Origin of the sequence: Psychrobacter sp. I-STPA10 (genome assembly GCF_021012795.1) — a bacterium.
GTDB lineage: Bacteria > Pseudomonadota > Gammaproteobacteria > Pseudomonadales > Moraxellaceae > Psychrobacter.
Genome location: NZ_VFYU01000005.1, coordinates 65959 through 84547, shown reverse-complemented (window position 1 = coordinate 84547; position 18589 = coordinate 65959). Strand labels below are relative to the sequence as shown.

Here is an 18589-nt window from a genome sequence, read left to right as displayed (position 1 = left end):
AACAAAGAAGTCCATCTCCAATACACTCCTTAATTGATGATCCATTACGGAATTTGCTGATTTATCTCGATATTAATTTGATTTCCATCATCTTGCAAGGGAATAGGTGTTGCTGACAAGTCACCTGATTGGCTAATCGCCTGACCACTTGCACTAATTGTAGCAGAAACAACCAGTTTTAGCCCTTGGTTGATCGCACTTGATAAATCACGCCCTGCCATCATAGCATCTTGATCACCAATCTGCACAGTAGTTATGCCACCTTGTTGTAGCTGTCCTGCTGGCAAACGCACTGCTGCAAATGGAGGGCCACCATTGACATCACGGATACTTACAAATAGCACATCTGATTCATGAATCAAAGGCAATAAGTTACTATTGACACTAACAGCAACTTCATAAGATTTTTGTGATTGTTTTTGCGTTTCTGCCATCTGCTGCTGTCCACGTATGGTCTCACTGAGTTCATCAAGACTGGCAAGAGCTGCACTGTGATCACCTGATTTATTGGCTATATTGGCACGCAGTTTACGTACCCAAGCTTGCGCCACTTCATAGTTACCTGCTCGTGCTTCTCCCATTGCCATCAGCATTTGTGCTCCTTGATGATCAGGGTGACGCATCAACACACCTTGCAATACTTTATGGCTATCTGCATCAAGCATACCGCCATTGGCAAAAAAACTGCTCTGTGCATAAGCGGTGGCAATGGCATCATTTTGTGGATCAAGGCGGTGTGCACGAGACAATGCCTCCACTGCTTGCTGATCGGCTTGCAGTGAACCAAATAACTCTGCGAGACGCACCCAGCGATCAGGATCATACGCATGACGATATACATTGGTCTGCATGGCAGAGATAAGCGCAACACTATCTTTTGTCGCCCAGTCAGGCGGAGCATCTATTTTGGAGGTTAATAAATCATCTGCTACCTGACCCACACTATCTTCTGCCTGCCAAAGCGTATACACACTGCTTCTATCAGCCACCAAGACATAACCCATTGCCATCAATAATGGCAACCATATTAATATAATTAAGCGGCTTTTTTTATTGGCAGGCAATAGGGTGTCATCTTGCTCATAAGTTGCTTGTAATAACTGCCGCTCAAGTTCAGTTTTTTGCGTTTGGTAGCTACTGGCATCTATTGCCCCTGCTTGATAGTCAGCACTTAACTCTGCCAATCGATCTTTAAATACATCGATATTGACTTTGATTAATTGATTATCTAAGCCAGTACGAGGACGTAACCAAGGCAATAGCACAATCAAAGCCAATACCACGCTTAAAGTAATAGCCAAGGTTACAAAAAGCCCAAAAGTAGAAAATATGGCGGTACTGTCCATTACTTATCTCCTTTATCAGGCGTATCATGTGCTGCCAGTAAAGCTGCCAAAGCTTTTTGTTCTTCAACTGTCAATTTTGAAGCAACTTGTGATTGCTCTGTATTATGATCACGTTCTATCTGCTCAGCATCTGTATTTTGATGAGCATTATCTGCTGGCATTTGTTTGTGCTGAGTTGTTGAGGGTGCTACCACAGCTAACTTACTTTGACGCTTGGTGCGCCATACCCAACCCATTACAAGCAATAGTAATAGCAAGGGTGGAAAAAACCACAATATCCACGTAGAGGGACGCACAGGTGGTTTATAGCTGATAAAGTCGCCATAGCGATCATACATATACTCACGTATTTGTGCATCACTCTGTCCTGCCTTTACCATCTCATAAGTTTTTTGTTTTAAATCTTGTGCAATGGGCGCATCTGAACCTGCTAAGTTTTGATTTTGACATTTAGGGCAACGAAACTCAGCAATCAAACCGCGATATTGTGCTTCTTGCTGCGGTGTATCAAACTCATACACATCTATGGCTGCCATGGCTGTATTCACACTTAGCAATGACATTGACATCATCATGCTAAACATAAAAGTTATGATCATTTTTAATAGGTACGGTTTCATACACATACCTCAGCAATTTTGCTTTGCTCAGTGGTGTTATTTAAAGTCTGCAAACAAGGCAGAATTCTATCCTGCCAGTTTCCTTCATTAATTTCGCCAACAATATGCTGACGAATGTTACCTTGCTTATCCACCAAAAAAGTCTCAGGTGCACCTGTTAACCCCAAATCAATGGCAAAACCACCTGACAAATCTTGTATATTAATGGCAAATGGATCACCACGCTCGCTCAAATAAGCTAACGCTTCTTGTGGCTCATCTTTATAGTTAATCCCAACGATTGGTATGCCCTCTTGTTTTAGCTGCATCAAATACGGATGCTCTATTTTGCAAGTCGGACACCATGAGCCCCAGACATTGATTAAATAAGGCTGTTTTGGTAAGTCCGCATTGCTCACCACTGGCGCATTGTCTGTCAAACTACGCTCATCTAATAATGGCAAGCTAAAACTAGGCACAGGTTTGTTTAGCGCATTACTGGGGATAATCTCTGTGGATTTCCCTAAACGAAAAAACATCATCACAATAAATGCCAAAAATAGGATAAAAGGAATTAAAAACCACAGTTTTACTTGAGATTTTTTCATAACAGGCTCAGACATGACGCACTCCTGATTTTATCGTATTTTCAGAGGATAACTGGCTTACAGAATCATTAACCAACTTCGCATCTTGTTTAGTCGCTGATGCTGACTTACTGTTGCGTCGACTTGGCTTAAAGCGATAACGCTTATCTAATAAACACAGCAAACCACCAAATGCCATCACCAATGCACCCAGCCACAACCAACGCACTAATGGCTTGACATAAATACGTACTGCCCACTTATCATCTAATGATGCGCTATGATTTGCGGGAGCATTCAGCGTAGTTTGCGTACTGATTGGCTCACCTAAGGCAATATAAACATCTCGTAATAAGCTGGCATCAATCGCTGCCTCAGTCATGGGCATCTGACTGACCACATAATGGCGTTTTTCTGGATATAAAGTTGTCACATATTGACCATCATGAGATACTTTAACTTCTGCTTGTGTGGCATCATAGTTACTGCCTTGCACTTGACGAAACTCACGTAACTCAAACTCATATTGGCTAATACCAATATCAACAACCACCTTATCACCCACTGCCATTGCCACATCTTTTTCAACACTTAGTTGGCTGGTCACACCAATACCAATGGCAGATATCAATACCCCAATATGAGCAATCTGCATACCCCAATAACTGGGTGCCAGTTTCTTAATACCTTGCAGTCTTGATGGGGCATGTTTTGTTTTATCACCCACATCATATATTAGCCATGCCAATACCCAACCACTCAAAGCTAAGGTAATGAATATCTGCACAGTCAAACTTTGTGTGAGTAAATAGGTAACAATACCTGCCAATAAAGCACTGCTAATCACAATCACCATCGCCACACCCAAAAATGGTCGGCTGTCTTTTTTCCAGCGAATATTTGCCCCCATACCCATCACTAATAACAACAGCCATGTCAAGGGTACAAACAACGCATTAAAATAAGGAGGCCCTACCGAAACCTGTCCTAAATCAAAGGTATCAGCAATGATCGGATATAGCGTACCCAATAGCACCACTAAGGTAGCAATTAAAATAATAATATTGTTAATGATAAGTAGTGTCTCACGTGATTTTAATTGATAGTGACTCTCCACTGTCAATCGCCAGCCACGTAGAGCAAACATCAGCAGTCCACTACCAATCACCATACCCAATATCATTAAGATGGCAAGACCTCGAGTTGGATCAGCAGCAAAGGAATGTACTGAGGTGATCACACCTGAGCGTACCAAAAACGTACCCAGCAGGCTCAATGCAAAACTAAAGATAGCCAGCATGATTGTCCATGCTTTAAACACGCCTCGCTTTTCTGTCACTGCTAATGAGTGAATCAATGCAGTACCTGCCAGCCAAGGCATCAATGAGGCATTTTCAACAGGATCCCAAAACCACCAGCCACCCCAACCAAGCTCATAATAAGCCCACCATGAGCCCAAAGCGATACCCAGCGTTAAAAATCCCCATGCTGCCAATGCCCACGGTCGAGACCAGCGTGTCCACACTGCATCTAACCGCCCTGCCCACAATGCTGCCAAACAAAAGGCAAAAGGAACTGCCATACCCACATAACCCATATATAAAATAGGCGGGTGCACAATCAACCCAGGATCTTGTAATACAGGGTTGAGATCCGCACCATCAATAGGCAAATTAGGTAATGTGCGATCAAAGGGTGAGGAAGTAAAAATAAGCATCATCAACATCATTAGCTGAATGGCTGCCAAAATCACCAACACACGTGCACGCATGGATAATGGCAAACCTCGACTAAATAGTGACACCAAAGCACACCATGCAGCCAATATGGTCAACCACAATAACAAAGAGCCTTCATGCCCACCCCATGTCGCAGACAGCTTGTAGTACCACGGCAATAAAGTATTAGAATGCTCAGTGACATACAACAAACTAAAATCATTGTAATAAAAGCCCGCCATCAGTGCTACAAACGAGAATAACATCGCCACTAGCTGTGCCCATGCTAAGCTGGGTGCTAACCGCTGCAAAGAAACTTGCGAGCGCACAACGCCCCACGTTGGCAAAACTACCTGTAGCACCGCCAACATCATCGCTGCTATCAGGGCAAAATATCCCAACTCTGTGATTAACATACATTACCTATTACTCTGTGCCTAGATTGATTAAAGCTGCAAGCGAAAAAATCAACATTAAAAATCAACGCTAAAAACCAACAACTTAATGACCAGACATCGGGAAAAACACTAAGACCAAATGCAACCAACCTGCCAAAAATCCTGTGAGACCACCTAAAATAATCAGTGTGGTTTCATCTTCACGAAAGGCTGGTCGCAATAGATTTTGAAACTCATGCGAAGACAGTGCATTGAGACGATCACGAAATAAACCAAATATCTTACTGGCTCGACTTTCATTGAGCTCTGGATCACGGATAGGCACCATGGTGGCATCAATAGACTTATCAATAATGGAGTTTTTAAGCTGCCCAAACTCACGCCGACCCAAACCAATACGCAGCGTGGTACTGACGATAGGTGATTCCAGCACATCGTATAAATGATCTTTCATCAGCTCACGCGTTAATGCAGCTCGGCTACCATACATCATCTCATTCATGATGTTCTCTAAAGTCACCAACTCATTCACCACAATCTCTGCAAACACCTCTGAAACCTCAGATTGACGTTTCATAAAACCACCTTGCCATTGATAAGTGGCAATATGTGGCATTTGTGGCATGATAAAAGGAAAACTTTTAGAGGTACGGAAAAACTTAATATAGCGGACAGGCACAGGATCGACAGGATTAAACACCATCCAAATGGCAATCCAATTGGTCATAAAACCCCAAATAGCAGCAAAAAAAGGCACAGTCCAGTGCTGGGGTAAAATTAAAAAGATAAACATCTGCACGATGCCAAACACAAATCCAATCAAAGCGCTAATATGCCAAATAAAATCAATCTCTTTTTGACCGACTTTCAAAAACATCTTCACCATCAAGCGACGATCGTTTTCCATGGTGCGTACAATCATCTGCCGCATATCCACCAAATCTTCAATCTGATAGGTCATATCAACAACCATCGACTGCATGATATTAGGCAGCTCTTGATGCGCATAAGCATAAATACGCCGCCGCACCGCAAAAGGTATATTACTCCATAGCGTCTCAGAACGCTCATTCATAATCTCATCAATTAACTCATCAAGATTTGCATCCACAGACTGAGTAATAAAATCTGCCATTTCCTCAGGTTCCATCGCCTGAAAAAATTCATCTAACGAGCCTAGCTTAGATAACGTCTGATCGACAATAACACCAGAGATTTTGCCTGCTTTGCGTGGCACAATACCCTGCCAGCCAATACCGGGCAATCCAAAGGGCATATTTGCAATTTTAATACCCCAAAACTTGATGGGATAAAATAGCATTTGCAATGCCATCCACACATGCACCCATGTCACAAAAGCTGTTACTGGCGGAATGGTCAGCATCGCAATAAATTCAGGATGCTCAGATAATGTTTGCCAAATTGTTGACCACATAATTGATTGATGAGCCTCGTATTATGATAAAAGTCTAAGTTCAGAACACAACTTAGCATCCATGACAGATTAAAAAACGAAAGATTAAAAAATAATTGAAAGCCATATATTAAAAACCTTAATAAAAACAACTGAGTGCTAATTATTGATAAATTATTGGCATTTAATAATATGTTTTTGTGACAGTCGCCATAGTAAACTATGGGCAAAATCATTTAAACGTTAGATTTTATCATATTTACTGGTGCTAGGTATATGCTTGAGATACTGGTCAAAATAAATACACAAATACCAATTATCACTGCTGATTTATTACACTACGTTCACAACCACAAACATTAGCGCAAATTTTGTCAGTTTTTTGATAAAACCTTATGCTATGTTTGCGTTATGGTTGTTAATGCTATAATAAACACTTTTAAAGTTAGGCTTTATCATTTTTTATTTGTATTATTTTATTTAAGTAACCATCTCAACCCTAACTTTTCCATAATTTGTCATCCCCTGCCCCGCTGCTCTTCCATAGTGATATTTTTTTCATGAAAAAACCCATAGCTTCAGAGATCGAAAAAGAAAACAAAATATTTGCCCACCGCATATATTTTGCCAGTTTTTTTATTTTGGTAGGTTTATCCATTTTGGTTGCCAGATATGGCTATCTACAAGTTTATGCTTACGATCAATATCAAACCCAATCCGATAAAAATCGCATCAAACTCATCTCTGATCCACCAAGTCGTGGCTATATCTATGATCGTAATGGTATTATTTTAGCAGACAATCAGCCTGTTTTTACTGCCATGCTCAGTCCTGATGAAGTCGAGGATCCAAAACAAACGTTGACTTTATTAGCACCTATTTTTGATTTAAGTGACGATGATATCACCGCCATCTTGGCACGCATTGATAAAAATAAAAACGACCCTGTCACCATTCAAATTGACCTCAATGAGCAACAAGTGGCACAGTTTAGTGAGCGCAAACCTTTTTTCAAAGGGGTAAGTATTCAAAGCAAACTTACCCGCACCTATCCTTATGATGAACTATTTGCCCATGTCATTGGCTATGTTGGGCGTATCAATGATAAAGAAACCAAAACTTTGGATAAAGAACGTTATGCAGGTACGGATCTAATTGGCAAAGTTGGTATTGAAAAATACTATGAGGACTTGTTATTAGGGCAACCGGGCAACCAAGCAGTAGAGACCAATGTACATGGTGAAGTGCTAAACAAACTTGATGCCACCTTACCCATTCCAGGCAATGATATTTACCTAACCTTAGATTATGGATTACAAAAAGTGGCACAAGATGAGCTCAATGGCAGACGAGGCGCAGTCGTTGCCATTGATCCCAAAGATGGGGCTGTACTGGCTTTTGTCAGCAACCCAAGCTACGACCCCAACCCCTTTATCTCAGGTATTTCTTTTAAAGATTATGGCGATCTGCGTGATGACCCTGATCAACCACTATATAATCGCGCCTTACAAGGCATGTACCCACCTGGCTCTACCATTAAGCCCTTTGAAGGCTTGGGCGGTATTCATTATGGCGTAATGAACTGGGATAGCACCATTTATGATCCAGGATACTTTACCCTACCTGGTGATACGCATCGCTTTCGTGACTGGAAAAAAAGCGGACATGGCACGGTTAATCTAACCAAATCCATTACTGAATCAGTAGACACTTACTACTATAAGCTCTCATATCAACTGGGTATTCAGCGTCTACATGACTGGATGATTAAATTTGGCTTTGGCTCACCTACAGGTATCGATCTGCCCAATGAAAAATCTGGAGTGATGCCATCACCAAAATGGAAAAAAGATACCTATGATAAAGACTGGCTACCCGGTGAAACCATCTCTGTTAGTATTGGACAAGGCTATTTTCTCGCCACACCACTACAATTAGCCGCTGCCACCGCCATGACTGCCAATAAAGGACAGCATATTATTCCCCACTTGCTCAAAGACTCTACAGGCAAAGTTAAAGTACAACCCATTGAAAAACCTGATGGCAAAATTGAATTTAATGGTGATGAATCTGACTGGACAAAAATGCACTTAGCCATGGAAAATACTGTCTCGCATGGCACAGCAAGACGCATTTATACCCCAACTTATCGCATTGCTGGCAAAACCGGAACCGCACAAGTCAAATCCATTGCTCAAGGTCAACGCTACAATGAAGCAGCTTTAGACGAACGTCATTGGGATCATGGTTTATTTGTCACTTTTGCACCAGTAGAAGATCCACAAATTGCGGTTGCCGTGATTGTTGAAAATGGACGTCATGGTGGCTGGGTTGCACCGATTGCACGTAAATTACTCGATTACTGGATACTGCAACGTCCAACAGATCCTATATTGCCACCCACAGCAGAAGAAATCGCTGCTAACAGAGCCAAAAAGGCAGAAGAAAAAGCAGCTCGCCGCGCCGCTGAAGAAGCTAAAGAAAAAGCAGAAGCTGAAACACAAAATTCAGCAGCTGAAGGGAGCCAAGAATAAAAATGACATCTTCTTATAAATCTGCCCATCAAAAAATAAAGAAATCAGCTTTTGCTAAACACAGAAAACAAGGCATAAAACCATCTTCCTATAAACAAAACAGTAGCAAAACTGAGCGTTCCTATAAACAACAAAGCAGCCAAGTCAGAATCATTGGTGGGCGTTATAAACGGCACAATCTAAAATTTATCAGTGCTGACGGTCTACGACCAACACCCGATCGCCTAAAAGAAACCATTTTTAACTGGCTAATTCCCTATATATATGACGCCAAAGTCCTAGATACCTGTGCAGGTAGTGGTGCTTTGGGCTTTGAGGCTTTGTCTCGAGGGGCAGCACAGATAACATTGATTGAGACCAATGCGCAGCAAGTACAGTGTTTACAACAATCTGCTACTCAGCTTAAACTTGAATCCAATCAATATCATATTATTCATGGAGAAGCACAGACCCTTATCAGTAATAAACAGCTTATAAATAAACAGATCATACAAACTGATAGCCCTTCTAGATTTGATCTTGTCTTTATTGATCCCCCCTATGCGCTTAATCTATGGCAACCCATCTTATCAGCACTAATAAATGCCGAATATATTGATAGCACAAGCTTAATTTATATCGAAGATACTCGCCCTTTGCAAGATACCCTAGCCGAATTATTCCCCTTAATAAACATCATCAAACAGACCAAAGTTGGACAAATTAATGCATCATTAATACAACTTAACCAACAAAGTTAATTTAAAAATCACTTTAAATAGCACCATTAAATATGCCTAAAAATATAAAAAGATACAAAATAGTGATTTTTTGGGATTATTATTCTTATTTTTGCCGAATCAACATGAATTGTATTGCAAGTTTATAGCCAAAGTCCTATAATGCTCGTCTGTTTTTTGAGAGCCCCGTTTCCCCCAACTACTCTCAACTACTCTAAACTTAAGGTTTCATCATGAAAACTATTAGTGCCAAACCCGCTGATGTCGTTCACGACTGGTATGTCGTTGATGCTGAAGGCAAAACACTAGGTCGCCTAGCGACTCAAATCGCGCTACGTTTACGCGGTAAACATAAGCCATCTTTTACACCTCACGTTGATACTGGCGACTTTATTGTTGTTATCAATGCAGACAAGATTGCTGTCACTGGTAAAAAAGCGCAAGACAAAAAATACTATCGCCACAGCGGTTATCCTGGCGGTATCAAAGAGACTAACTTTACCAAACTGATTGCTCATAAGCCTGAAGAAGTGCTTTATAAAGCAGTACGTGGTATGTTGCCAAAAGGTCCTCTTGGTTATGCAACCATCAAGAAGTTGAAGCTATATGCAGGTTCTGAACATCCGCATGCAGCACAGCAACCTCAAGAATTAGATATCTAAGGAGAGACTTATGGAAAACACTAACTACGGAACTGGTCGTCGTAAGACATCTACCGCTCGTGTATTTTTATCAAAAGGTACTGGTAACATTGTTGTTAACGGTAAACCACTAGATGAATACTTTGGTCGTGAAACTTCTCGTATGGTTGTACGTCAGCCATTAGAATTGTTAGATGCTACTGACAGCTATGATGCTTATATCACTGTAAAAGGTGGTGGTATCAATGGTCAAGCAGGTGCCATTCGTCACGGTATTACTCGCGCCTTGATTGAAGCAGACGAAACATTAAAGCCTGCACTAAAAGCAGCTGGCTTTGTAACTCGTGACTCTCGTCAAGTTGAACGTAAGAAATTGGGTCTACGTAAAGCACGTAAACGTCCACAATTCTCTAAACGTTAATCCAAAAAGTACGAGAAATCGCAGATATTCTTATATTTTTACGATAAAACATAAAAAACCCTTGTTGACTCAAGGGTTTTTTTATTTTTTAATGGTATAATTTATTTTATAACGAAAATAGCTTAGAATAGACACAATTAGCAAAAAAAGGCACAGCTAATGTAACCTATCAATAGACCTCACGATTGGGTCTATGTTTTATTTTTCATCCTTCGATAGCGTTACAAACCCAGTGTGGGATATTCCCATTTCATTCATCTGGAGGAAGTTTTAATGAGCCATGCCGAAGGCGTTAATGTTAAACGCCGTAGAGTATTGATTGCCTCAACTGCCGCTATAGGCGCAGTTGGTGTTGCAGCGGTAGGGACACCTTTTGTCCGTTCTTGGTATCCAAGTGCCAAGGCTGAAGCAGCAGGCGCTCCGGTTAGCCAAGATATAGGTTCCATTGAGCCAGGACAAATGGTTGTCGTGAAATATCGTGGTAAACCTATCTATGTTGTACGTCGTACTCCCGAAATGTTAGCTACTTTGGACAAAGTAGCTCCCCTGTTAAGTGATCCTGAATCTGCTGCATCTGTACAGCCTGAGTATTGTAAAAATACTGAGCGTGCACGTACACCTGAAGTTTTGGTCTGTGAAGGTGTTTGCACCCATTTAGGGTGTGCACCAAACTTTAGACCAGAAGTAGGTGCAGCAGACTTGGGTGGTAATGATTGGTTTGGTGGATTCTTTTGTCCTTGTCATGGTTCAAAATATGACCTAGCAGGACGTGTATTCAAAGGTGTTCCTGCCCCCCTGAACTTACCTATCCCAGAATATAAAGTAGATGGAACTATCTTGACGGTTGGGGAGGCATAATCATGAGTATTGGTAAAAAGATGATGCACTGGGTAGACGCACGTTTCCCAGCGACAGAAACCTACGAATACCACATGTCCAAATACTATGCACCAAAAAACTTCAACTTTTGGTATTTTTTTGGTGTGTTGTCGATGGTGGTACTGGTCAACCAACTGGTCACAGGTATCTGGTTGACAATGATGTACAATCCAAGTGCAGAAGGTGCTTTTGCCTCTGTTGAATACATCATGCGTGATGTTAAAGGCGGTTGGTTAATTCGCTATATGCACTCCACAGGCGCATCTGCATTCTTTGTGGTCGTCTATCTACACATGTTCCGTGGTTTACTCTATGGTTCATATAAAAAGCCTAGAGAACTCATCTGGCTCATTGGTATGGGTATCTACCTATGCTTAATGGCAGAGGGTTTCTTTGGTTACTTATTACCATGGGGTAACATGTCATTTTGGGGTGCTCAGGTAATTTTGAACCTACCTGCTGCCATTCCTGTCATTGGTGATGGTCTTGCCGAATGGGTACGAGGTGACTACCTGATCTCTGGTATTACCCTAAACCGTTTCTTTGCCTTGCACGTTGTTGCTATACCATTAGTACTGGTTGGTTTAGTATTCGTGCATTTAGTCGCATTGCACCATGTTGGGTCAAACAACCCAGATGGTATCGACATCAAAAAACTCAAAGACAAAAATGGTGTACCACTAGATGGCGTTCCGTTCCATCCATACTATACTGTGCATGACATGGTTGGTATTGTTGTCTTCTTTATGATTTTCTTTAGTGTCATTTTCTTCTTCCCAGAAGGTGGCGGCTATTTCCTTGAGCCACCAAACTTTGAAGTTGCAAACGCGCTAAAAACACCACCTCATATTGCACCAGTATGGTATTACACACCTTTCTATGCCATCTTACGGGCAGTTCCTGATAAGCTTGGTGGTGTCATTGCAATGGGTGGTGCGATTGCTGTCTTGTTCCTATTACCTTGGCTTGATCGCTCTCCTGTTAAGTCGATACGTTACAAAGGTATTTTGTCCAAAATTGCATTAACTATCTTTACTATTAGTTTCTTAATTTTGGGTTATTTAGGTGCAACACCAGCCACTCCTACTGCAACCCTTTTGGCTCGTGTTTGTACTATCTTATACTTCTTGTTTTTCTTATTGATGCCTATTTATACCTCAATTGAGAAATGCAAGCAGCCACCTGAACGTGTCACTGGAGGTCACTAATGAAAGCACTTATTAAATCATTAACTGGCTTTGGGCTAGGCGCAGCACTACTTTTGGGTGCAAACTCAGCAATGGCAGCAGGTGGTCATGGTTGTGGTACATTTACCAATGCTGAAGGGGTAGAAGAGCATTTATCATGCCTAAAAGCCCCTGTTGACTTTACCAACAAAGGCTCACTACAACGTGGTGCAACCATGTTTGTCAACTACTGTGTAGGGTGTCACTCAGCAAAATATGTGCGCTATTCTCGAGTTGCCAAAGACCTTGAGATACCACCTGAGTTGGTAGAAAAGTATCTATTGGTTACCTCAGATCAGATTGGTGAACATATCACAGCTGATATTAATCCTGATACCCAAGCAGGTTGGTTTGGTGCACCGCCCCCAGACTTGTCTTTAGAGACTCGTCTACGTGGTGAGGATTGGGTTTATACTTACTTGTTAAGTTTTTATGAAGATCCAAGCCGTCCTTGGGGTGCAAATAACTTAGTACTACATAATGCTGCCATGCCGCATGTACTGCACAATTTGCAAACTCAGCTTAGTGAAGAAGAATACCGTAGCCGTGTTGGTGACTTAGTTAACTTTATGACTTGGATGGGTGAACCTGCTCGTCATGATCGCCAAACCTATGGCTTCTATGTATTATTATTCTTAGCTGCCTTATTCATTCCAGTATACTTACTCAATAAAGAATTCTGGAAAGATGTAGATTAATACTGAGTATTAAAAATATAATATAGCAATAACAAAAAAGGCGATGCATTCATCGCCTTTTTTTATGCTATTTCTTTTATCAAGCAGTTTTGGTGAGATGTTGTATAATTACTTCTGATAACCAGCAATTACCATATTCTACAAGTCCCTATTGCTAATCGTCACAACTTTGGTTACGATGCTTGATTAATAATCATTTTAGATATTGCCTTTTATGATTGACCCAAACGACATTCCTGACAGTCAACTCATATTGTATGCTGATAATGCATACGACAGCCATGTGGTGCGTCTATTACTAGCAGAAAAAAAACTCCCCCACTACTTATCATTATTAGACAGTGAACGCCCTGAAGATTTGGCAGAATTAAACCCCTATAATACTTTACCTGTATTGGTGCATCGTGATTTTTCATTGTATGAAATCAATGTCATCTTTGAGTATCTTGAAGACCGTTATCATGGTTATAAACTGCTACCCGATACACCCAAAAAACGCGCCGAACATCGGCAATTGGCTTGGCGGATTCAAAATGATTGGATAAAGCTGGGGCGCATATTATTGACTCACGCCGATAGCATCAATGAAAAACAAGCTGCCATTGCTCGTAAACGCTTAAGTGATACTTTATTAACGCTGTCACCATTGTTTGCACAATTCAGCTACTTTATGGCAGATAACTATGGCTGGTGTGACGTCCTACTTTCACCACTGTTATATAATTTAGGTAATATGGAGATTGAGCTACCCAGTCATCTTTGCCGAGCTTTGGTAGAATATCAACAGCGCATATTTGAACGCCAAAGCTTTCAGCTAAGCATTGCTAAAGGTAGTGGTATAATTTTACCTTGAAACTACTATTAAAAATTACTTACCATTATTTTTAACTACTGATGATGGTGATTAAATAGTTATTTGTTTTATAGTTGACTCTAAAATTATCCATTTTCTACATCATTTTAAATAAGGAAACTCACCATGTCTGAACAAGACTTATCATTACCCCCTACTCGCCCTTATATGGTGCGTGCGATTTATGAATGGATTGAAGATAATAACCTGACCCCTTACCTAATGGTCAATACAACCATTGATAATGTGGTTGTTCCCACTGAACACATACAAGATGGACGTATCGTGCTTAATATCGCCAGTCGTGCAACAGGCAATATGTACATGGATAATGAATATATTAGCTTTAGCGCGCGCTTTGGTGGCGTTTCTCGTGATTTGTGGATACCGATGCAGGCAGTTATGGGCATATATGCTAGGGAAAATTCACAAGGCATGTTCTTTGACCCCAATGAATACGACCACTATCAACCAGAAGAATCTGATAAACCTGCGACGGCTGATAAAAAACCAAAACGGACAAATACAGCAGGGCTTAAGGTGCTGAAGTAATTTTTTAAAATAGATATTAAAATAAATTTATGATGCTATCACGAACAAGCCCCCTATCAGTATTAATTGGTAGGGGGCTTGTTAGACATAATAATCTATAAAGTTGGTAACAAATGTATAGGTTTTAAGTTGGCTTAAGTAACCAATGGCTTATCGGTAAGCCAATTAGTTAAACTCTTTCAAATCATATTTTTTATGAGTCCTCGAGAAAATTCTTTAAAATGGTAGAAATATAATTTCCACGTCTTCTATCCAAACTAGACGTGACAAGTGTCAGTGGGCACTTAACGTAAGCACCTAATCTTATAATGGGGATATTATAATAAGCGTTATCTGTATCATCTAACTCAATAGTCCATTTAATAGGCTCTCTTTTAGTTAGAGACTTTGCTACTTTTCTAAACGTATCACCCACATAAATAGCGTAACCATTTAATATGTCAGGTGGTTCTTGTTTGATTTCATCAATACTAGCATACTGACTTAGTAGATAGGCTTCTAAAACATCCAATGATTCAACAGAATAATCAAGCTGATTTTTGACTTCTGCTGACAGTCTATCCATCATTCTTTCTATTGCGTCAGGACTATCCATAAGCCAATACTGAAATAAATCAAATGCTTCTTCTTTATTTACCATCTTCTTGCTCATACTGTTTTCCTATTTATCAATAAATTTACAAGGTATGTTTGCATTCTCAAGTAGGTTAAGCAAATCATCAGATGCTGTTCCTTCAAATACCTACTAGATAGTTAATAATAATTATCATTAACTACTTAATGGCTAGATAATTAGTGTCACACTAAAACAAAGTTATATAATCTATTTCATTAGATGGTATTGAGTTTACTTTTATACAAAAAACCTCCAACTCTTTTATAAAAATCTCCATTGGTCTTAAGTTATTTATCTTAAAATCAGGATTTATCCAAAAATCATATAATTGATATATCTCTTTTTTAAAGCTATCTATGTCACTAATTTTGGTAATATATTTATCTTCATCTATCATTAATATAACATCAAGTTTCAAAGTTTTAGCAGGCTGATATATAAAGCTTAAGGACATAGCAGAACCAATTATAAACTCAAGGCTTTTGGTTTCTTTAAAAGCTACCATAATTGAATACATTTTAAACCACCTTAATGATCCCTGCTGTCAAAACTGTAGACCTCAAATTGAGAGAGTTTACTCAAGCGACTTGACGATAATAATCAAACCAAACCTGTCTAGATTCTCTCATGCCTAAACTGGCTGATGATGGTTGCAGTGGCATGCTTATCAAGTAGCCTCCTGATATAGCTCATACTTTATTCATACTACTAAAAAATGTTTAATCAAGATTATCATCATATAGTCGGCTCAATACAAAACTGTTATGTCGTCAAACTCGCTCGCAGTACTACTTGTACACCATCACTCGTTTTCCTTATAACAGTATTATCTTGAATTGACTATAGACACAAACAGTTTCAATAATCGCATCAGGATCATCTGCTAATTCTAAACCACCTGCTGCATAATAAATTCCCCTAATTATTCCACCTTGACCATCTGATAAGTAATGTAGTGGCTCAGTATTATCTACAACTAAATCGTGCTTTATATCAGCTAGCTTATCTCCAATTTTAACGCCATCAAATATTTCTCCTTTATATCCTTGTCCTACAATAATATGACTTAAATTTCCTTTATCCGTAAAAAGCAACTCTATTTTTGGCTTTTTGATGAAGATAGAATAACCACTCCCATATGACGCTGTCCATTCATAAAGTAGAATACCTTCATTATTAGCTGGGATATTTATATTCCATCCTAATTGTTTACCATCAATTGTTTCATGTATATAAGGTAGATATAACTCTAACTTTGAACCAAGTTGAAACCCTGCTAACGATTTTCCAATTTCTGCTTGAGCGTAAATATCTAATTTGTCGATCATTATCGCACCTCCTATTTTCCATTTTTAAATATCAGTTCGTAAGGTACATTCCAAGCACCATTTACCTAACTACTACTGTTCGTAAAACATGCTAAACCCTGAACAACGATAAATATAAAATAGATAGCCGATGTGACCGCTAGCCCTGATGGTAGCGGTATACTACTCGGCTGGGCGGGTTGCAGTGACTAAGTTTTGCGATGGTGTCGAGGCAACAGCAACACAGCAAACTGTGTCACTGCCCCGCCTAACTGAGTAGATACAAGCGGACAGCAGGATTGGCTACTGATGATTCAATTTTTATGCAAATTATACTGTGATGAACAAAATAACACTCATCAAGACTTATGAGCTACAGGTTCTGGAGATGAAATAAGTTTTACTCCATTATCATCAACACGATAGCTAGCAAAGTCTTTGGCAAGCCACAGGTTGCCATGATAATACGCAGTTGCCTCAGCCCGAATGTGTGCCATGTTGGCTGTATCACTGTCGGTATCTTCGTAAGGCTGATAGCGGGCGCTAAAGTGAGTCAAAATCAGATTGGGTAACTCAACACTTTGTGCAAATTGAGCGATGGATTGGACGCTACTGTGCATCGGGTCGATTGCCATTTGTCCTGTTTGCTGCTTATGTTGGATTCGCTCAAGAACAGCTTGCGTATAAGTCGCTTCATGAACCAATAAGGTAGCATTATCGCAAGCCTTGCTAAGTAGCTCTGGAGTGTCGTTATCACCTGCGATGATGATTTTGATGCTTTGGGTATGGATATGGCTTAGAGTGTCGGCAGATAAAGTGCGACCATCTATACTAATGTCCTCGCCTTGTTGGATTTTGCCCCATAAAGGTCCTGCGGGGACATTCGCTTGTGCTAAGGCTTGATGGTCAAGCTTGCGCTGCGTTAGGCTTTGAGTCAGGCTAAACGCATAAGCTGGGGTACGGTGTGATAGTTTGGTAACTTGGATATGAAGCTGATGCTGGTCAGAAAAATGGAAATCTATTTGTCCATTTTGACTGTCTAGCAAAGTCTCAATGGCAATAAACTCAATGTTAAACGGAAAATATAACTCAGTAGTAATAGTGAGGGTGTCAAGTAGCTTGCTCATGGCAAGTGGCGCAATTAAGGTCAGCTCGGTTTTGCGCCCTCCCATTGCCATACTTGCCAGCAAACCTGCCAATCCATAGCAATGGTCTCCATGCATGTGAGTAATACAAATTGCAGTAAGCTGGTGCAATGATAGCTTGGTGTGTAATAACTGATGCTGTGTCCCTTCGCCACAATCAATTAATACCCACGGGCGTTTGTGCTTACTGTTTTGTTTATCCCCTGCCAAATAGTGATTGACACATTCAACGGCTAAACCTGTGACATTACGATGTTTGGTAGGTAAGCCTGCAGATGTTCCCAAAAAGGTGAGTTGTAACATGGAGTTTGCCTGTTATTGCGTATGCTGCTTGTATTATTCATCATCTATTAATAAATGATAAGTGATAGATATTTTAGGATTGCTGACGGCGAAATACCAACATTTTACAACCAAAGCTTTGCGCACAATCACCATTTTGATTTAAGGTGTCTATTTGCCAACTGACGATAGCACGGTCTGGCTTAGAGCGAGATGGCTTGATATCGGTGATTTTTGCCACGACATGCAGTGTATCATCAGGTCTTGTTGGTGCAGGCCAGCGTAGATTTGCTTCTGCGCCAATGAGTCCATCGGCAAGTGGCAGCATCTCTACCAATAAGCGCATGGTGATACATGCCGTATGCCAACCACTGGCAGCCAAGCCTTGAAAGAAAGTATCTTTTGCAGCATCTTCATCTAAATGAAAAGGCTGAGGGTCGTAATCTTTGGCGAAGGCTTTGATGCTATCGGCAGTCATCACTACTTCACGGCTTGTCCATGTGTCGCCTACTTTTAAGTCCTCTAAGTATACTTTATCCATCAACCTACTCCTTTTTCTAATTTTCTCTATTAAAAATCTTAGGGAATAAAACTGACCCTAACACATATAAAAAAGAACGACAAATATGCCGTTCTTTTTTTCATTTATCTTAT

General features: G+C 40.3%; 19 protein-coding genes. 9 read left to right on the top strand and 10 right to left on the bottom strand.

Translation table 11 applies throughout. The features are described from left to right. Positions 1-44 precede the first annotated feature (44 nt). From ccmI to FHK89_RS02800, 5 genes are all read right to left on the bottom strand, one after another. Complete coding sequence (gene ccmI / locus FHK89_RS02820; RefSeq protein WP_230656552.1) at positions 45-1346, bottom strand: c-type cytochrome biogenesis protein CcmI; 1302 nt, start codon at positions 1344-1346, stop codon at positions 45-47. Further along, positions 1346-1930, bottom strand: a complete 585-nt coding sequence (locus tag FHK89_RS02815; protein ID WP_230656550.1) for a cytochrome c-type biogenesis protein — start codon at positions 1928-1930, stop codon at positions 1346-1348. The genes ccmI and FHK89_RS02815 overlap by 1 nt, the downstream gene beginning before the upstream one ends. A 32-nt stretch (positions 1931-1962) precedes the next feature. Beyond that, positions 1963-2568: a DsbE family thiol:disulfide interchange protein gene (locus FHK89_RS02810; protein ID WP_230656547.1), complete on the bottom strand. Its 606-nt coding sequence runs from the start codon at positions 2566-2568 to the stop codon at positions 1963-1965. Continuing rightward, on the bottom strand, positions 2561-4666 hold the full coding sequence (locus FHK89_RS02805) for a heme lyase CcmF/NrfE family subunit (protein WP_230656543.1): 2106 nt from the start codon (positions 4664-4666) through the stop codon (positions 2561-2563). The genes FHK89_RS02810 and FHK89_RS02805 overlap by 8 nt, the downstream gene beginning before the upstream one ends. A gap of 85 nt (positions 4667-4751) precedes the next feature. Then, the gene (locus FHK89_RS02800; RefSeq protein WP_230656539.1) at positions 4752-6083 is read right to left on the bottom strand and encodes a hypothetical protein; all 1332 of its coding nucleotides are present in this window, start codon (positions 6081-6083) and stop codon (positions 4752-4754) included. 539 nt (positions 6084-6622) lie between these two features. Between FHK89_RS02800 and mrdA the strand changes: the two genes are divergently transcribed. The 9 genes from mrdA (at position 6623) to FHK89_RS02755 (ending at position 14585) form a co-directional block, all read left to right on the top strand. Next, complete coding sequence (gene mrdA / locus FHK89_RS02795; protein WP_230656537.1) at positions 6623-8596, top strand: penicillin-binding protein 2; 1974 nt, start codon at positions 6623-6625, stop codon at positions 8594-8596. Between the two features lie 2 nt (positions 8597-8598). Then, on the top strand, positions 8599-9336 hold the full coding sequence (rsmD, locus tag FHK89_RS02790) for a 16S rRNA (guanine(966)-N(2))-methyltransferase RsmD (protein WP_230656534.1): 738 nt from the start codon (positions 8599-8601) through the stop codon (positions 9334-9336). A 212-nt stretch (positions 9337-9548) separates the two neighbouring features. Further along, positions 9549-9977, top strand: a complete 429-nt coding sequence (rplM, locus tag FHK89_RS02785) for a 50S ribosomal protein L13 (protein WP_230656530.1) — start codon at positions 9549-9551, stop codon at positions 9975-9977. Between the two features lie 10 nt (positions 9978-9987). Then, positions 9988-10377: a 30S ribosomal protein S9 gene (rpsI, locus tag FHK89_RS02780; protein ID WP_230656528.1), complete on the top strand. Its 390-nt coding sequence runs from the start codon at positions 9988-9990 to the stop codon at positions 10375-10377. Positions 10378-10650: 273 nt separating this feature from the next. Beyond that, the gene (gene petA / locus FHK89_RS02775) at positions 10651-11235 is read left to right on the top strand and encodes a ubiquinol-cytochrome c reductase iron-sulfur subunit (RefSeq protein ID WP_230656525.1); all 585 of its coding nucleotides are present in this window, start codon (positions 10651-10653) and stop codon (positions 11233-11235) included. A 23-nt stretch (positions 11236-11258) separates the two neighbouring features. Next, positions 11259-12464: a cytochrome b gene (locus FHK89_RS02770; RefSeq protein ID WP_230656662.1), complete on the top strand. Its 1206-nt coding sequence runs from the start codon at positions 11259-11261 to the stop codon at positions 12462-12464. Beyond that, a complete protein-coding gene (locus FHK89_RS02765; protein ID WP_230656522.1) occupies positions 12464-13180 on the top strand; it encodes a cytochrome c1 in 717 nt (238 codons plus the stop codon). Before FHK89_RS02770 ends, FHK89_RS02765 begins: the two co-directional genes overlap by 1 nt. A gap of 214 nt (positions 13181-13394) precedes the next feature. Further along, positions 13395-14033 (top strand): glutathione S-transferase N-terminal domain-containing protein, encoded by a 639-nt coding sequence (locus FHK89_RS02760; RefSeq protein WP_230656519.1) that lies wholly within the window; start codon positions 13395-13397, stop codon positions 14031-14033. A 126-nt stretch (positions 14034-14159) separates the two neighbouring features. Then, positions 14160-14585 (top strand): ClpXP protease specificity-enhancing factor, encoded by a 426-nt coding sequence (locus FHK89_RS02755; RefSeq protein ID WP_230656516.1) that lies wholly within the window; start codon positions 14160-14162, stop codon positions 14583-14585. Positions 14586-14778: 193 nt separating this feature from the next. Here the strand turns inward: FHK89_RS02755 and FHK89_RS02750 are convergent, their stop codons facing one another. The 5 genes from FHK89_RS02750 to FHK89_RS02730 form a co-directional block, all read right to left on the bottom strand. After that, positions 14779-15237: a hypothetical protein gene (locus tag FHK89_RS02750; RefSeq protein ID WP_230656513.1), complete on the bottom strand. Its 459-nt coding sequence runs from the start codon at positions 15235-15237 to the stop codon at positions 14779-14781. Positions 15238-15388: 151 nt separating this feature from the next. Continuing rightward, entirely contained in the window at positions 15389-15718 is a 330-nt protein-coding gene (locus tag FHK89_RS02745; protein ID WP_230656510.1) for a hypothetical protein, read from the bottom strand. Positions 15719-16016: 298 nt separating this feature from the next. After that, positions 16017-16529 carry a hypothetical protein gene (locus FHK89_RS02740; RefSeq protein WP_230656508.1) on the bottom strand — a complete coding sequence of 171 codons (513 nt, stop codon included), beginning with the start codon at positions 16527-16529 and terminating at the stop codon, positions 16017-16019. Positions 16530-16867: 338 nt separating this feature from the next. Continuing rightward, positions 16868-17956: a ribonuclease Z gene (locus FHK89_RS02735; RefSeq protein ID WP_230656505.1), complete on the bottom strand. Its 1089-nt coding sequence runs from the start codon at positions 17954-17956 to the stop codon at positions 16868-16870. A gap of 73 nt (positions 17957-18029) precedes the next feature. Next, positions 18030-18476 carry a MaoC family dehydratase gene (locus tag FHK89_RS02730; RefSeq protein WP_230656502.1) on the bottom strand — a complete coding sequence of 149 codons (447 nt, stop codon included), beginning with the start codon at positions 18474-18476 and terminating at the stop codon, positions 18030-18032. Positions 18477-18589 lie beyond the last annotated feature (113 nt).

Coding starts and splice junctions, on each gene's coding strand:
- mrdA (WP_230656537.1), top strand. CDS start 6,623: ATGAAAAAACCCATAGCTTCAGAGATCGAAAAAGAAAACAAAATATTT.
- FHK89_RS02770 (WP_230656662.1), top strand. CDS start 11,259: ATGCACTGGGTAGACGCACGTTTCCCAGCGACAGAAACCTACGAATAC.
- FHK89_RS02730 (WP_230656502.1), bottom strand. CDS start 18,476: ATGGATAAAGTATACTTAGAGGACTTAAAAGTAGGCGACACATGGACA.
- FHK89_RS02765 (WP_230656522.1), top strand. CDS start 12,464: ATGAAAGCACTTATTAAATCATTAACTGGCTTTGGGCTAGGCGCAGCA.
- FHK89_RS02805 (WP_230656543.1), bottom strand. CDS start 4,666: ATGTTAATCACAGAGTTGGGATATTTTGCCCTGATAGCAGCGATGATG.
- ccmI (WP_230656552.1), bottom strand. CDS start 1,346: ATGGACAGTACCGCCATATTTTCTACTTTTGGGCTTTTTGTAACCTTG.
- FHK89_RS02750 (WP_230656513.1), bottom strand. CDS start 15,237: ATGAGCAAGAAGATGGTAAATAAAGAAGAAGCATTTGATTTATTTCAG.
- FHK89_RS02745 (WP_230656510.1), bottom strand. CDS start 15,718: ATGTATTCAATTATGGTAGCTTTTAAAGAAACCAAAAGCCTTGAGTTT.
- FHK89_RS02810 (WP_230656547.1), bottom strand. CDS start 2,568: ATGTCTGAGCCTGTTATGAAAAAATCTCAAGTAAAACTGTGGTTTTTA.
- FHK89_RS02815 (WP_230656550.1), bottom strand. CDS start 1,930: ATGTTTAGCATGATGATGTCAATGTCATTGCTAAGTGTGAATACAGCC.
- FHK89_RS02755 (WP_230656516.1), top strand. CDS start 14,160: ATGTCTGAACAAGACTTATCATTACCCCCTACTCGCCCTTATATGGTG.
- FHK89_RS02800 (WP_230656539.1), bottom strand. CDS start 6,083: ATGTGGTCAACAATTTGGCAAACATTATCTGAGCATCCTGAATTTATT.
- rplM (WP_230656530.1), top strand. CDS start 9,549: ATGAAAACTATTAGTGCCAAACCCGCTGATGTCGTTCACGACTGGTAT.
- rsmD (WP_230656534.1), top strand. CDS start 8,599: ATGACATCTTCTTATAAATCTGCCCATCAAAAAATAAAGAAATCAGCT.
- FHK89_RS02760 (WP_230656519.1), top strand. CDS start 13,395: ATGATTGACCCAAACGACATTCCTGACAGTCAACTCATATTGTATGCT.
- rpsI (WP_230656528.1), top strand. CDS start 9,988: ATGGAAAACACTAACTACGGAACTGGTCGTCGTAAGACATCTACCGCT.
- petA (WP_230656525.1), top strand. CDS start 10,651: ATGAGCCATGCCGAAGGCGTTAATGTTAAACGCCGTAGAGTATTGATT.
- FHK89_RS02740 (WP_230656508.1), bottom strand. CDS start 16,529: ATGATCGACAAATTAGATATTTACGCTCAAGCAGAAATTGGAAAATCG.
- FHK89_RS02735 (WP_230656505.1), bottom strand. CDS start 17,956: ATGTTACAACTCACCTTTTTGGGAACATCTGCAGGCTTACCTACCAAA.